This window comes from Arthrobacter sp. TMT4-20, assembly GCF_054510775.1.
In genome coordinates, this window is sequence record NZ_JBTNDW010000025.1 from 1 (window position 1) to 15,147 (window position 15,147).

General features: G+C 59.8%; 13 protein-coding genes. 5 read left to right on the forward strand and 8 right to left on the reverse strand.

Annotation, left to right across the window (positions count from 1 at the left end; translation table 11 throughout):
* Positions 1-228: 228 nt before the first annotated feature.
* Entirely contained in the window at positions 229-696 is a 468-nt protein-coding gene (locus ACX80Z_RS15465; RefSeq protein WP_024475535.1) for a DUF4383 domain-containing protein, read from the reverse strand.
* Between the two features lie 619 nt (positions 697-1,315).
* On the opposite strand from ACX80Z_RS15465, the gene ACX80Z_RS15470 reads away from it, so the two are divergent.
* On the forward strand, positions 1,316-1,981 hold the full coding sequence (locus ACX80Z_RS15470) for a hypothetical protein (RefSeq protein ID WP_459316484.1): 666 nt from the start codon (positions 1,316-1,318) through the stop codon (positions 1,979-1,981).
* On the opposite strand, the gene ACX80Z_RS15475 is transcribed toward ACX80Z_RS15470, so the two are convergent.
* From ACX80Z_RS15475 to ACX80Z_RS15485, 3 genes are all read right to left on the reverse strand, one after another.
* Positions 1,971-2,684 carry a GAF and ANTAR domain-containing protein gene (locus tag ACX80Z_RS15475; protein ID WP_165802638.1) on the reverse strand — a complete coding sequence of 238 codons (714 nt, stop codon included), beginning with the start codon at positions 2,682-2,684 and terminating at the stop codon, positions 1,971-1,973. The two genes, ACX80Z_RS15470 and ACX80Z_RS15475, sit on opposite strands and share 11 nt — an antisense overlap.
* A 9-nt stretch (positions 2,685-2,693) precedes the next feature.
* The gene (locus tag ACX80Z_RS15480) at positions 2,694-3,395 is read right to left on the reverse strand and encodes a GAF domain-containing protein (protein WP_459316485.1); all 702 of its coding nucleotides are present in this window, start codon (positions 3,393-3,395) and stop codon (positions 2,694-2,696) included.
* 630 nt (positions 3,396-4,025) lie between these two features.
* A complete protein-coding gene (locus tag ACX80Z_RS15485) occupies positions 4,026-4,340 on the reverse strand; it encodes a hypothetical protein (protein WP_156808990.1) in 315 nt (104 codons plus the stop codon).
* Between the two features lie 277 nt (positions 4,341-4,617).
* Here ACX80Z_RS15485 and ACX80Z_RS15490 point away from each other — a divergent pair, with 277 nt between their 5' ends.
* Positions 4,618-5,295, forward strand: coding sequence for a GAF and ANTAR domain-containing protein (locus tag ACX80Z_RS15490; protein ID WP_116778833.1), 678 nt, complete (start codon positions 4,618-4,620; stop codon positions 5,293-5,295).
* A 64-nt stretch (positions 5,296-5,359) separates the two neighbouring features.
* Here the strand turns inward: ACX80Z_RS15490 and ACX80Z_RS15495 are convergent, their stop codons facing one another.
* Positions 5,360-6,205: a universal stress protein gene (locus ACX80Z_RS15495; protein ID WP_116778834.1), complete on the reverse strand. Its 846-nt coding sequence runs from the start codon at positions 6,203-6,205 to the stop codon at positions 5,360-5,362.
* Between the two features lie 282 nt (positions 6,206-6,487).
* Between ACX80Z_RS15495 and ACX80Z_RS15500 the strand changes: the two genes are divergently transcribed.
* From ACX80Z_RS15500 to ACX80Z_RS15510, 3 genes are read left to right on the forward strand one after another with little or no spacing between them, the layout of a single operon-like run.
* Positions 6,488-9,178, forward strand: a complete 2,691-nt coding sequence (locus ACX80Z_RS15500; RefSeq protein ID WP_459316486.1) for a cation-translocating P-type ATPase — start codon at positions 6,488-6,490, stop codon at positions 9,176-9,178.
* A complete protein-coding gene (locus ACX80Z_RS15505; protein ID WP_459316487.1) occupies positions 9,175-11,727 on the forward strand; it encodes a glycoside hydrolase family 65 protein in 2,553 nt (850 codons plus the stop codon). The genes ACX80Z_RS15500 and ACX80Z_RS15505 overlap by 4 nt, the downstream gene beginning before the upstream one ends.
* Positions 11,724-12,611, forward strand: a complete 888-nt coding sequence (locus ACX80Z_RS15510; RefSeq protein ID WP_459316488.1) for a universal stress protein — start codon at positions 11,724-11,726, stop codon at positions 12,609-12,611. Before ACX80Z_RS15505 ends, ACX80Z_RS15510 begins: the two co-directional genes overlap by 4 nt.
* 40 nt (positions 12,612-12,651) lie before the next feature.
* Here ACX80Z_RS15510 and ACX80Z_RS15515 read toward each other — a convergent pair whose 3' ends face one another.
* From ACX80Z_RS15515 to ACX80Z_RS15525, 3 genes are read right to left on the reverse strand one after another with little or no spacing between them, the layout of a single operon-like run.
* The gene (locus tag ACX80Z_RS15515) at positions 12,652-13,041 is read right to left on the reverse strand and encodes a CBS domain-containing protein (protein ID WP_116778838.1); all 390 of its coding nucleotides are present in this window, start codon (positions 13,039-13,041) and stop codon (positions 12,652-12,654) included.
* Positions 13,042-13,071: 30 nt separating this feature from the next.
* A complete protein-coding gene (locus tag ACX80Z_RS15520; RefSeq protein ID WP_116778839.1) occupies positions 13,072-13,422 on the reverse strand; it encodes a P-II family nitrogen regulator in 351 nt (116 codons plus the stop codon).
* Positions 13,419-14,903, reverse strand: coding sequence for a DUF1538 domain-containing protein (locus tag ACX80Z_RS15525; protein ID WP_459316489.1), 1,485 nt, complete (start codon positions 14,901-14,903; stop codon positions 13,419-13,421). Before ACX80Z_RS15525 ends, ACX80Z_RS15520 begins: the two co-directional genes overlap by 4 nt.
* Positions 14,904-15,147: the final 244 nt, after the last annotated feature.

A 15,147-nucleotide genomic window follows, 5' to 3' on the forward strand; every position in this document is an offset into this window, starting at 1 on the left:
AAACGTAAAAGCGGCGGCGACGGTTCAGCAGACCTTCTTTGCGTACCTGCTTCAGCAGCGTCGCATAGGAGGCGACGACGTCGTTCGGCTTAGCAACGCGCACGCTACGGCTAGGGGCCTCAGTGCTCATGATTGATGTTCCTGTCTGGACGAGACCCCACGGTCGGTACTGGAACCGACGGGGTCCTGCCCGCGAGCAGGACCCCGTCGGAGGGTGTTGCTTTTTCTTTAGGTGCGGTTGCCTGTGTTGTGGTCCCGCTTCCGGCGAAGGATCAGCGCTAGTGCAATCATCGCGACGCCCAGGAACAGATGTAGCCAGTTGTCCGCATCATTCAGTGGGACGAAGTTAGCGGTGGAATCCTGATCAATGACCAGTCCGTAAATCCAGAGCACCAGGTAAATAACTCCTCCGACGAGGAGGTAGTTCTTGGCGTTCGAGTAGCTACGGGCAAGGACCAGGCCAGCGACGCCGAAAAGAAGGTGAACGATGTTGTGTAGGATCGACACCTGAAAAATGCCTAACAACAACGCCTCAGATTCGGGTCCTGCCATGTCCATCTGATCGTGTTGGCTGGTGACCCCCGGAATGAACCCGAGAATGCCAACGAGTAGAAAAACGGCGCCCATGCCCATTGCGGCTTTCTGCATGGTTGTCTTCTCGCGGGTGCTGTCGAGCTGGTGATTGTGAGCGGTCATGATTTTCCTCCTAGAGAGAGATGCGTGCTTCCTAGCTTCGCTACCGGCGGTCCGCGCGACATCCTTCGCTGCCCGGGGACCGGCCATCTATCGCTGGATCGAATGGCGGCTAAATGGGCTGAGACTGAAGTGTGGGTAGGTGTGGCAGAAACGGCGCTGGGATGCGGAAACATATTCCGTAGCAGGGTCTGGGTCATCGAAACCTGAAATACGGATGGAACCTTGTGTTGGGTAATCTCAAGTGCTGGCGTGGTCCCTGAAATCTACGTTCGGTGAACGTCTCTGGGAACCACCGCCGGTACTCAATGTAAGCATGCTTATGATATGAACACAAGAGGTGTTGCGGACGGCTCGTACTGGGTTCACATGAGGCGTCTCGATTGCTCAATCCGGGATACCTTTGCCGGCGTTGCTGAGTGCCTCACGCCCGTTCACTGTGCTGCACGAGGCAAGGTCGAAGACCTGGGCCAGCTGGGTTTATTATCAACAGTGCTGGTCAGCCCTGGATAGCAGAAACCGGTGGACTGACACCTTCGCGCGCGTTACTGTTGGGGTGTTGCCCCGGACCCCGGCACGCCTGCATGGACTATGTGGACATCTACTAGTGTTGGGTTAGATCATGGCGATTTCTAAAGGGCTGTCCGCCGGGCAAGAGGTTAGACACCTAGCGCCGGAATTGGGGCTGAGCGCACTCATCCAGGTCAATACCGACCTGAACTTTGCGACCGTGGTCGTCCGCGGATCACTGACGCAGACTAATAGTGATGCCCTGATCCGAATGGTTGTGAGCACGAGCTATCTGGCACCGGATCTCAGCATGAGTATCGATCTCAGCGGGGCGCGGTCTGTCGATCCGGAGGCCGTGAAAAGGCTCGGTAATTATCCTGCGTGGTCGGTCATCGAGCCTCCCCCGCAGCCCGCCAGGGAGGTTGGGCCGGACTCGAGAGCAGCCCATCTGTCTGCGGGTTCAAACTGGCAAGCCACCTACCCGGCATCGCCCGGTCTCAGTGCCGCTTCCGACCCAGCGCCAGACCCGTTGGCAGGAGTGGGTGCCAGCAGTGAGCCTTCGGCCCCGAGCCGGCTTGCACCCGAGGAACAGTTCCCCGAGGACTTAACCGATTTAGACACTCTCCAGGTAGAAGTCCTCAACAGTAGAACGGGTCGTCAACTTGATATGGAATATGTCCGCGATACCGAGCCGGACCCCGAAACAAGTACGCGCCTGGAGGAGCTGACTGAGGAACTTGACCGTAGGGACCAGCAATCCAGCGATCCTAAAGCGTGAGAGAACCACTGACGATTTTGCGTGCCGTGTCTTGCAATCCAAGGTGGTGTGAACGCGAGTATCGGCGGATCATGTTGAAGGCCTCATCCAAGTCCACGTTCTTGGTTTGAGAGATCACCCCCTTCGCCTGTTCAACGAGGACCCGGCCGGTTAGCGCACGTTGTAGTTGATCGTTGATTAGGGTGCCTTCACGGATGGTGCGCTCGTGGAGTAAGCCGATGGTCGCTACGTCTGCCAACGCCTGGCCAATGGCTGAGTCCTCCGCAGTCAGGGCACCGACATCCCGGCCGAACAATCCCATAGCGCCGATGGTTCGGTCACGCACCCGTAGCGGGACCGCGTGTATTGAGTGAAACCCCTGGCTGAGTGCCGCGGCCTGGAATTCGGGCCAGCGTGGGCCCATGGAATCGATGCTGTCGATGGTTATCACCACGCCTGTTTTGAAACATTCGACGCATGGACCGGCACCGGCCTGAAGCTGAAGCATTTCCACGAGCCGGCTTTCCTCATTGGTAGAGGCGACCACTTGCAGCTCTCCGTGTGGATCGGCCAACAATAGGCCAACGGCAGCGGCATCGAGCAGGCTGACTGTCTCCTCAACGAGGGTTTGCAGAAGATCCAGGACGTGATAGTCGGCGACAAGTGTCTCTGCCAGTTTCACAAACGCGGCGCTGACCTGTTCCGAACGCGATGTAGTCACGATGCGCCCACTCTACTCCAGCACATGCTGATCGTTCCTTTCGTCGGGCGGGGAGAAATCCAGTTCACGGGCAACCACAGTTCGAGCGATTTCCGCTAGCGTGCTGCCGTTGGCGAACGCATGAGCGCGTAGAAGCAGCAGTGCATCGGCTGCCGACAGGGCTGCCTGAGCGAGAACCATACCGGTGGCTTGATGGATTTCCCGCCGGGATATTAGGGAACTTCCTGAAACGGATCCGTTATGGTCAACAGCGTTGTCATTCAGTAACTGGCGCAAGACCGTCCACGACGTGTTTTCTGCGAGCGATGACGCAGTCATTAGATCGGAACGACTCAGGGTCCAAGGTGAGGTTCTATACAGCTCCACCACACCAACATTGATTGCCCCGATGGTCAGCGGGAAAACAAACATCGCCGCAACGCCCGTCTCGGCGACAGCCTTCCCAAAGACCGGCCATAAATGCTGATCCCCGAACCGTAGATCAGGTAGAAGCACCGGAAGGCGGGTACGAAGAGCCTCCCACCGAGGACCTTCTCCGAGATCGAATTGCAGTTCGTCTAATCTGGCCGCTACCGCATCGCTGGCATGGAGTAAGGTCTCGTGCATAGATCCACCGAACACGGAGATTGACGCACCCGTGATGGGCAATAACTCAAGATAGGGAGCGCATAGCTGGGCACTATCCGAGCCCAGCGCCGGATATAGCTCAGGCATGACTCCTCCGGCGCAGCGCACCGTGGCATGGTGGGTCGCCCATAGATAACAGCCCTATCTCCTCCAGCTTGCTCTCAGATTTCCGTCCTGACTTAACCATAGACCCGATGCTCCCGAAGATACCCGGCCTGATTTCCTGTGCTCTCACCAATGAAATTCTTGGGCGCGATCAAGGCCCTGACCTGTTTGCTTGTCCACCTGCGGCCCAGCCTCAAGCGAATCAGGCTATAGCGTTCTCCTGAGGCTGCTCTCAAGACCCCCTCGGGATACGTGCAAAGCCCCACGCGAGTCGAAGCCGGCCTTCAGAATGGCGCCAGGAGCTGTTCGATGGGGCGAAGCGCGCGGGGAGGGCGCAAGCCCAGAGGGGTGGATAGCGGTCGGGTGACCAAGAGGGGCACAACGTTCGGGTGTTGTAGGACCAGATCCCGGAAGTGCTTCTTCACATCCCGATACGGCGCCATCGGGTCTTTGCCGTGCTGTTATCGAACTCCGTTGTTCTGTGCAACGCCACGTCCGGGCAGACCCCCCATGCTCCGCCCGAACGTGGCGGGACTCGTCGAGAAATCGGCAAGTGGAGGTCCCCTGGGCATTCTGGCACCCAGGGGAAGGCTTCTTCTGGGTTGCTTGCGGCTAAAGAACATCGAGGCTGTGCTTCAGCGCGGGACAGGTAGGGAGATGAGCGGGCATCGTGATCCGGAGTTGGGGATCTGCCGCGACGGTCCCCGTGAGCGAGTAGGCCTCCAGCGAATGCAGTGCTTCGGCGTCGATGTGACGTGCGTGCGAGAGGTCAATCTGAACCGCGAGACTTCCGGATAAGCCTTGAGCGCGGATGATTAGGGGGAGAAGCGCCTTACAGCCTTGAGGCGTCAGACAACCGGTAATCTGAACGGTCGCGCTGGCATGGTCGATATCCAGCTTGATAATGACTCGCAATTTATGTTCCACGCATGGCTCCACAAGTTGATCTTCTTGCGGCCAGCTACTGGACCTAAGGGACAGCGTAGACGCAAATACGCCAGGGCGGTAGCCCCGAGCACTGCAAAGTGCGCAGAAGTAGCCCACGCGTCTCTCCACGAGTTGAGGTCCAATCGTGGTAATGACGGGGCTTCGGACGATCTGTGGACTGGATTCACATAACGCGGGATACTGGGATATGGCGGAAAGCAGTACCGCACCGAACAGACTCGTTGGAGCTATCCCAAGCAGTGTCGCTTTCGAAGACATGGCCGAGCAGATGAGTGAGTTCGCTCGTGTGCTGCAAGCCGAAGACGATGTGGAATCCCTCCTCGCGCATATGGTCAAGGCAGCCATCGACCTGGTGCCGGGCACCGATGATGCCTCGATCAGTCTGATAACGGGACGACGGCGCGTAGAGTCCCGCGCCCCGTCGAGCGATCTCCCCCGACAGGTTGATGCTCTGCAGACCCGGGTCGGTCAGGGTCCTTGCCTTGATGCGGTATTCGAACACCGCACCGTCAGTGTTCCGGATATGGCTCACGAAGACCGCTGGCCTCGTTTTGCTGAGGGGGCGATGAACCTCGGTGCTGCGAGTATGCTCGCTTTTCAGCTTTACGTGGAAGGGGACAACCTTGGGGCGATGAACCTCTATAGCCGGCACACCAACGCATTCAATGCCGAATCGGAGGAAATTGGACTCTTGATTGCCGCTCACGCGTCGGTGGCTTTTGCGGAGAGCAAAAAAATGGATCAGATGCATGATGCTCTTGCCAGCCGGGACACGATCGGCCAGGCTAAGGGGATTTTGATGGAGCGGTACGGAATCACTGGGAATCAAGCATTCATTCTGCTTGTGCGTTCGAGCTCGAATACCAATACCAAACTTGCCACAATTGCTGAATACCTCACGGGTACTGGAGAACTTCCACGCCGCAGTCGATGAGCTGGGTGATCGGCGGGCTCGTAGACAAGATTGGGGGATTCACCTGGGCCGAGAACAGGCTTCATCAGCGGACGATGATGGTTGTCCCCTGGGCATAATGCAAGACCGCGTGCACGGTGGACCCGAGGCGAACGGTGAGGGTGTTGCGTCCCTTGGCGCCGACAACAACGCAGGAGGCCTTTTGTGCATGCAAAACGATATTCCTCGGCACAGTGGGTCCGTCCAACGAGTCTTCGACGATGGTGACATCGACGTCATCGTCCAGTAGATCGAGGGCCTGTTGGACGACTGGATCGTTCTTTGATTCTGAAACCGGTGGTCGCGTGATGGCGTATCGGCTGTAGGGACGAATATGCAGTAGACGTAGGGAGGTGTGGCGCGCTTTCGCCATATCCGCGGCAAACAGAAGGGCTTTGTCGCTTTGGGGCGAGCCGTCAATGGCGACGAGGATGCCCCTTTTTGCCAGTCGTTCTTTTCGTACGACGGCAACGGGGCAGGAGGCACAGGATGCCAGGTGGAGACTGACTGATCCGATGAGCAGGCCTTTGAAACCGCCCAGTCCTCTGGACCCGGTGACAAGCAGAGAAGCGTCCGTGGAAGCTTTCGTGAGGACCTCGGAGGGGTGTCCAACAATCAGATGAGCGCTTGTGTTGACGTCTGGCTCGGCCTGTTTGGCGAGTTCCAACCCTCTGGCAGCAGTTCTTTCTGCTGCCCGCCGGGCACTGTCGGAGGCGTCGATGATCGAGCCAGGTCCGCCTGAATGAGACATTCCCATCCAGCAGTGCACGACGACGAGGGGCAGCCCGGTCGCAGCGGCGTGGTGCGCAGCCCACAAAACTGCACGTTCTGATGTGTCAGATCCGTCGTAGCCGACGAGAATCGGATGCTGCGGCGCCTCGTGGGTACTCACGCTGGCCCCCCTCTGTGGGTTAGGCCAGAACACTCTGGCCGAGGAATCATAGCTCTTTTCGCATGGGGTGGGATCAAAGTCGCGTTCACGATCAGTCCTTGACTGGTTGAGGGTCTCCTCCTTTGATCATGCCCTGGCTGAATTCGGGCAGGTAGAGCCTAAGGACCCCTTCTGGAAGGCCTTTACGGCGCACAGGAGCTCCCGCTGTCCTGTTGCAGTCAATTGCTGCACTCGGTCCGAAAGTCCCTTGTCGGATAGCCAGTGTCCGAGAAGACTGAGCCTATGTCAGCCCAGTTCGCGGCCTCCGCGCCGAGCTCAGCGACGCCGCCCTCATGGCACGCGTTGAATCCTTCCGAGGTCTTCTCGGTTTTGTCATCGGGCCCGCAGGGGCTCAGCGGTTCCGAGGCTACCCGCCGACTGGCTGAACTGGGCCCGAATGAGCTGAGCTTCGCGAAGGTGAGCCCCTGGTGGCGGGTACTTTTTCGCCAGTTCATCAGCCCGCTGATTGGTATTCTGCTGGTGGCGGCTGTGGTGACCCTGGTTCAGCAGCACTGGGTGGACGCAGGCGCGATCTTCCTCATCCTGTGTATCAATGCGGCCCTGGGCTTCTTTCAGGAACGCAAGGCGGAGGAGGCCGTGCGTGCACTCCAATCGTTGGCCAGCCCGACGTGCCGGGTACTGCGGGACGGCTCAGAACAGGTAATCCCGGGGCGAGACGTCGTCCGCGGGGACGTGGTGCTGCTGGAGAGCGGCGAACGGGTGTCGGCTGACCTGCGGCTTTTCGAAGCCAACGGACTGCAGGTGGATGAGTCGATGCTGACGGGGGAGTCCTTCGCCGCGTCCAAGCATACCGCTGCCTTGCCAGCAGACGTCAGCGACGCCGACAAAACGAACGTGGCATTTAGTGGCACGTTTGTTGGGAATGGCAGAGGCAAAGGCGTCGTGATTGCGACCGGGGCCAGCACTGCCCTGGGAGAGATCAACGCCCTCGTCCAGGGCCCAACCGGGAAATCACCGCTACAGCTGCTCACCCACAGCCTGGAGCGGCGGATCGGCCTGATTGTCCTCGCCGCGATTGTCTTCATCTTCATCGCCGGGCTGGTGCTAGGCAACGACGTCTCTACGATGTTCCGCACCGCTGTCGGCCTGGCGGTTGCCAGCATTCCCGAGTCACTGCCGATCGTCCTGACGGTGGCGCTGAGCCTGGGGGTGTCACGGATGGCCCGGCGGAACGCGATTGTGCGCACTCTGCCTGCCGTTGAGACATTAGGGTCCACCAATGTCATTGGTTCGGACAAGACCGGGACGCTCACCGAGAACCGGCTGACCGTGGAGAGGATCTGGACGAGTGACGGGACCGTGGATGTTTCCGCTGGGGACGACGACGGCGGACCAACGGACTCGCCCCTGGTGCGTGCCGTCCTGCGCGCCGGTGCACTGACCAATGAGGCGACACTCTCCGCCGAAGACGATGACCTTGAATATTCAGGCGACGCGGTCGACGCGGCAATGGCCCTGACCGCCGTCGTCCGCGCCGCGATCAGTGAAGCGGAGCGCACAGCCGAACCGGCTGCCCATCAACCCTATGAACCTCACCTGCGCTATTCGCAGACCGTTCAGCAGGATGCCGCCGGGCGCCGGACACTGTACGTGAAGGGATCTCCGGAGGCAGTACTGGCTGGGGCAGTTGTTCTGGCGGTACCCGGCGGAACCGTTCCTCTGGACGAGGCGCAGGTCCACGCGGCCAACGAGGCGATGGGCAGGGACGGGCTGCGTGTCATTGCCACTGGGTCCAGAATCCTCGCCGATAGCGAGGAACTGCCTTCACCTCTGCCGCCGCCCTCCGGTCTGACGTTTCTGGGAATGGAAGGAATGACTGATCCTCCGCGGGCCGGAGTAGCCGACGCCATTGTGAAATGCAGACGGGCCGGGATCAAAGTCATGATGATCACCGGGGACCATCCCGTGACGGCGACGGCCATCGCTGGCCGGCTGGGCCTCTCGACGGACAAACCCGCACTCACTGGCGCGGAAATGGCGGACCTGGATGATCAGATGCTCGCCGCCCGGATCCTACAGACGTCCGTTGCGGCACGGGTGTCCCCGGTGGAGAAGCTCCGGATCGTGCGCGCGCTGCAGGCCAACGGCAAGGTCGTCGCTGTCACCGGCGACGGCGTCAACGATGCCCCGGCTCTCAAGGCGGCTGCGATCGGCGTCGCGATGGGTAAGTCCGGAACCGACGTCGCCCGCGAATCCTCCGATGTCGTACTGACCGACGACAACTTTGTCACCATCGTGCACGCCGTTGAAGAGGGGCGGGTTACGTTCTCCGCGGTCCGGAAGACCACTTTCTTCCTGCTCTCCACTGGTGCGGCCGCCCTGGTTGCCGTGACCTTGAGCGTTTTTGCCGAGGCACCCCTGCTGTTCCTGCCGGTCCAGATGCTGTGGATGAACGTGGTGACCAATGGCGCCCAGGACATCGCACTGACCTTCGAACCGGCGGAAGGTGATGAGCTCACCCGTCCGCCCCGCGCGCAGTCCGAGGGCATCCTTTCGCGCACCCTGTGGTTCCGGGCGGGGATCACCGGCTGTTGGATGGCGCTGGCCGTGACCCTGACTTTCATTGTGGCTCTACACAACGGGTACACGGAAACCCATGCCCGGACCTTCGCGCTGACGATGTTCGTGGTGCTTACCTTCTTTCAGGTCCATAGTTCGCGGGCCGAAAACAAGTCCTTCTTCCAGCTCCGGCTGCTAGCCAACAAACCTCTGCTCTTCACCTCCCTGGCGGCCCAGACACTGCACTGGGCCGTGCAAACCTGGCCGGTCTCCGCGGACTTACTCGGGCTCACGCCCCTGCGTCCGTGGGAATGGCTCCTTTGCATCGGCATCGGCTCAACGGTGCTGATCATCGTGGAGGCCGAGAAGGGCGTCCGGCGCTGGGCGCACCGCCACGACACGCCACCGGCATGACTAGAACCCCGCCCCACGGCGAGACGGCCCCTGACCACCCGGATCACGGCTCCGACGCCAAAATATCGGCGTGGGCCGGCTGCAATTCCGGCAGCAGCCAATGGCTTCTGAGCTACGACGGTTTCGATCCAGTGACCGAAGGCTTGCGCGAGAGCCTTTGCACGGTCGGTAATGGCTACTGGGCTACCCGGGGAGCAGCGCCAGAAGCCGACGCGGACGCTGTGCACTATCCGGGAACCTACCTCGCCGGTGTGTACAACCGGGCGAGGACAGACCGGGCCTGGCACTCCGTTGAGGATGAACACATGGTCAATGCCCCCAACTGGCTACCCCTGTGGTTCAGGGTAGCCGACGGCAACTGGTTCCAACCGGGAACCGCCCACCTCCTTCGCTACCGTCAAGAGTTGGACCTACGAAGAGGTGTCCTGACCCGTGTCGTCCGGTTCCGAGATGACGCAGGAAGAACCACCAAGGTCACATCACTGCGGTTCGTGTCTCACGCGGCTCCGCACATTGCCGTGCTCAGCACCACGTTTGAGGCCGAGGACTGGTCAGGTCCCATCACCGTACGGTCCGCGATTAACGGGCAGATTGCGAACCGGAACGTTGCCGCGGACCGTTCGCTAACCGGCAACCATCTCATGCCTCGCCGGGTAGTCGAGCTCGATGGTGAGACCGTACTGCTCGATATGGAGACCACCCAATCTGGCATCCATGTGGCCACAGGCGCACGCACCCGGGCCTTCGACGGGGACAGCCCACTCACCCCAGACCGCCATTTCCTCTGCGATAACGCTGGCTGGGTAGCCCAGGAATTTATTCTGGACGTGGAGCAGGGACATCCGACCCGCGTGGAAAAAGCCGCCGCGGTCTATACCTCACGCGACCGGGCGATAGCTTCTCCCGCCCGAGCGGTGACTAATGCCCTGCACCGCGTGGGCGATGCCGATGGGCTATTGGCCGCCCACGAGCAGGAATGGAATATTCTGTGGGAGTCGTTCGAGGTGTCACTGGACTCCGGCAAGAGGCAATCACTCGCGCTGAACCTGAACACCTTCCATGTCCTGCAAACAGTGGCTGCCGTCGACGTGGACCTGGATGCTGGCGTTCCGGCACGTGGCCTGCACGGGGAGGGTTATCGCGGACACGTCTTTTGGGATGAGTTGTTCGTATATCCCATTCTCACACTCCGCCGCCCCGATCTCAGCCGGGCGCTACTGGGCTACCGATACCGGCGTCTGGACGAGGCGCGCGCGGCAGCACTGGCTGCCGGTTTCGAAGGCGCAATGTTCCCGTGGCAAAGCGCCATTGACGGACGAGAGGAAACGCCCACAGAGCTTTTCAACCCATATAACGATAAGTGGATGCCCGATAACTCGCAGCGACAGCGGCACGTGGGCCTCGCCGTTGCCTACAGTGTGTGGCACCACTACCAGGCCACCGGCGACATTGCCTTCCTCATCCAGCAAGGCGCCGAGCTTATCTTGGATGTGTCGCGCTTCTTCGCCAGCCTATGTAGCTACGACAGCCGGGACGACCGGTACGACATCGAGGGCGTCATGGGCCCTGACGAATTCCACGATGGGTACCCGGGCTCTCCGGGGCTGGGCCTGCGCAACAATACCTACACTAATGTGATGACCGCATGGGTCCTGCGCCGGGCAGTAGAGGTCTATGGACTACTCGAAAACCGGTACTGCGAACCTCTCCGAACCCGGCTCAACTTGGGGCCGGATGAAATCCAGCGCTGGAAACACATCAGCCGCCGACTGCGCGTTCCGTTTCACCCGGACGGCGTCCCGAGCCAGTTCGAAGGATACGAAAACCTGCCAGAATTCGACTGGCAGGGATACCGGGACAAATACGGATCTATCGGCAGGTTGGATCTGATCCTCGCGGCGGAAGGCGACAGCACCAATAACTACAGGCTCTCAAAGCAGGCCGATGTGCTGATGCTCCTCTATCTCTTCTCTGCAGAGGAACTTCGGGATCTGCTGCAGGATATGGGTTACCTCCTCCCACCGGAGGCAATCGTGCGCACTGTTGATTTTTACGGGTCACGCTCAACACATGGCTCAACACTGAGCAATGTGGTGCACTCCTGGGTAGAGGCCCGACGTGACCGGGAACGCTCCTGGACATTCCTCACCGAAACGCTTGAGAGCGACCTGGCCGATATCCAGGGCGGCACCACCAGGGAAGGAATCCATCTCGGAGCCATGGCTGGCTCAATCGACATGGTTCTCCGTTGCTACACCGGGCTCGAGATCCGCGACAACATCCTGCGCATACACCCGGTGCTTCCAGCTCAACTAACCGGTGTCACTTTTTCCATCAACTACCGGGAACAGCCAATCCAGATCAACATCACACAGACCAGTGTTCGCCTAGCCCTGCGCGCCAGCGACACAAAACCTGTCAACGTCATCATCGAGGGACTATCGGCAACCCTCTCACCCGGGCAAACGCGGACCTTTCCCCTTGGAACACCGCAGCAACGGCGGCTACCCGACGACGGGACAGCACACTCCAAGGGGATCGGGCTATGAACGCATTACGCCGGGTACTAGCCGGTATCGACTTCTCGGCCCGAGCCGATCGCGTGGCCCACAGGGCCGCCCTTATTTCGAAAGAAACTGGGGCCGGCCTGGACCTGTTTCATGCAGTAAACCTTTCAAGCCTGCACAGCTTCAGGCAGCTCGTCCCTAGGATCCTTGAGGGGCTGGAACAGCGGGCTGTGAACACGCAAAGAGAACAATTGGCCACTCTGAGTAGGGAACTGGACGAACGTCACAAAATCGTAGCCGGAGTCAGTGTCGCCACCGGCGACGCCTTCACCCAGATCGAAATACGCGCCGACGAGGTGTCCGCAGACCTAGTGGTCCTGGGGTCCCACGGAATCAGCGCCTTGCCCTTTCCCATCGTGGGTTCGACTGTAGCCAGGATGGCTGCAGCCAGCCGGCACTCCGTGTTGGTAGTCAAACAGAAGCCGTCCGGTCCTTACCGGAACCTGCTCCTTCCGGTGGACTTTTCCGCGCAGTCCGGACTTGCGCTGAGTGCAGCCTCGGCTGTAGCTCCGGAGGGGAATCTTATTCTGATGCATGCATACGGGGTGCCATTTGAAGGGAAGCTCCGGGCATCCCGAGACCTCGATGCGATCCTCGAACCGTTCCTGGCTACTGCCCAGAGGGAGGCTTACCAGAAGATGCGAAAACTTCTCGAAACTGCCGGAGTGGCCGGACAAGTCTCTGAACTAGTCGCCGTGCATGGTGAGCCGCTGCCCCAGATCCTCGAACTGGAGAAGACACGTAGGTGTGACCTCATCATTATCGGCCGGCGTGGCACGGTGCCACTGCTGGAACAGGTGTTCCTTGGAAGTGTCGCCAAACAGGTACTGGCGCTGTCACGTGCGGATGTGCTGATAGTCAGATAATGAAATCCCTGCCCGTGCTCGAACCCGGAACTGGATAGGACTAGGCCAGTTCGTCCATGCGCCGGGCCAAGATGTCGTTCATCGCAAGCAGTCCGACAAGTCGATTTCCCTCCACTACCACCAATCTGCTGAGCTGATACCGGCTCATGAGGGCGGCTGCTTGCCGTACGGACAGGTGTTCATTGATGGTGATCACCGGGATGGTCGCTGCATCGTAGACGTTCAGTAGATCCACATCGCCCTCCTGCGCCACTACAGCGTCCAGCAGTTCTCTGTAGCCTAGGAGGCCATAGGCATCGTGGTCGTGCTGACGGTCCACCACGAGGCTTTTCACCTGGCGTTCCCTCATTAGGGACAGCGCCTCGCGCAGTGTGCTGTAGGGCGAGATGGTGACCACCTGGACCGCCATGACATCTTTGACAGTGAGCATCCTTTTTCTCCTCAATCAGTAGCGGGCAGGCTAGGCATCATCGTGGCGAAGACGTTCCTCGAACCTGGCTACCTGCCGTAAATCGATCCCAGTCAGGTGTTCGATGGGGATCGCAAAGGCCAGTCCGCGGCTTTCCCTATCCCGGACCAGGACCTGGTGCAACTCTTTCAGGATCGGAGTACTCAGATGTGTCCCTACGATTATCAGGAGCACGGACTGCGTCCCCTCGAACGTTAGACCGAAAAACGTCTTTCGTGCCTCGCCCCCGATGCCCTTTCCCTGCATGATCGTCACTCCCGCCGCACCAGCCTGCTGGGCGTGTCTGATGACTTCATCCTCAAGGTCATCCGGGGCAATGACTACTACGGCCGTGAATTTCATGCCGGTTCCTTTCTAAGCCTGGGAAATCGCTCCACTACCATGGCATACACCATGACGGATATGACCGGGAAGACCGAGGCGAAAGCGATGAGTCCAAAACCGTCGACCAGCACGTTTCTTCCCTCTACTGCAGCCGCCAATCCTATGCCGAGGGCCGTTACCAGCGGTACGGTGACCTCCGACGTCGTCACTCCGCCCAGGTCGAAAGCTAGTGCGAGGATGTACTTCGGAGCAAAGAAGGACAGCACCAGAGCTACGGCATAGGCGGCCATGATGAAGTACTGGAACGGGGCCCCCACCAGAATCCGGTACACCCCGAAAGAAATGCCCAGAGCGACTCCGGTCGCAACGACAACCCGCACCGCGGACCCGTTGATCCGCCCCGGTGCCACACTCTCAGCCTGCTCACCAATTGCGAGCAGGGCGGGTTCAGCCATCGTAGTGGCGAATCCAATCAGCAGCCCGAACAGGACAATGAGGGCCGGAATGCCCAGCTCGATGAGTTGCTCCGCCATGAGGGTCCCGATCGGAAACAACCCAAGCCTCAACCCGACAACAAAGGCGTAGAGCCCCACCAGTACCATGGCGAACCCGACAGCTACCCGTATTGGGTGGGCCAGCCGTCGCCTGAGGGCGACGTATTGAAAAAAGAGGACCACACCCACGATCGGCAGGACCTCCCGGATCATCGAAGCCAAACCCAATATCATCCCTACAACCCAGCCACCCGTGCTCGCCTCAGGGTCGACTGCAGGTAGCCCTGCCTCTGACCCGCTGAGCGCGTATACCCAGACCCCGTAGAGCTGCACCCCAATCATGGGCACCATGACGCACAGCGCCACCAGCCCGAAACCATCCGCCAGAAGGCTGCGTCCCCGAATGGAATTGGCCAACCCGAGACCAATGGCCGCGATCAGAGGGACGCTAACGATGTTGGTTGTTACCCCACCCGAATCATAGGCGAGCCCGATAATTTCCGGTGGTGCCAGATACGTCAAAAGAAGCACCACGGCATAGCCGACGATCAGGAGCTTCTGGACAGCCCAACCCCGTAGCACTCGCAGAATACCCAGGATCATCACGAGTCCCACCGAGATGGCGATGATTAGGCGAAGCGTCAGCCCATCAATGAGCCCTCCACTAACCAGTTGAGCCTGCTCCGCGACCGCAATAACCGCCGGCTCTGCAACGGATGCAGAAAACCCTATGGCGAAACCAAACGGCAACAACAGGCTCAGCGCGCCGCGCCGGACAAACTGATTGGCCAAATTCTTGCCCACCGGAAAGATGCTCAAATCCAGCCCATACAGAAACAAGGCAATCCCAACACCGATGATCAATAACCCGGCCAACAAACCCCAAGGATCATCGGGCACGGAACGGAAAACGAAAACCTGAAACACCACAACGACGACGACGATCGGCAGAAGATTCCTCAGCGCTTTGAGGAACTCGCCTTTAAATCGGCTGAAGTGCTCCATCGGGTCTCTCCCGGCGACAGTCTTGCGTCCGCTTTGACCTTTCAGTCTGCCGGGCCTCCGAGACAACGTCCACCCCAAGGCAGAAGGAAGACCATAACTGACTGCCCGGGTCGCCTAGCCGAAGTCAGTGAGCGGGACTGTTCGGAATTTGGTGTTTTTGGCCTGATACGTCGGGCGTGAGTCTGGCGGGGAAGGTGCCGTGATGACGACACTGGATGCTGTGAAGAAAAACAAGGCGGAGCCC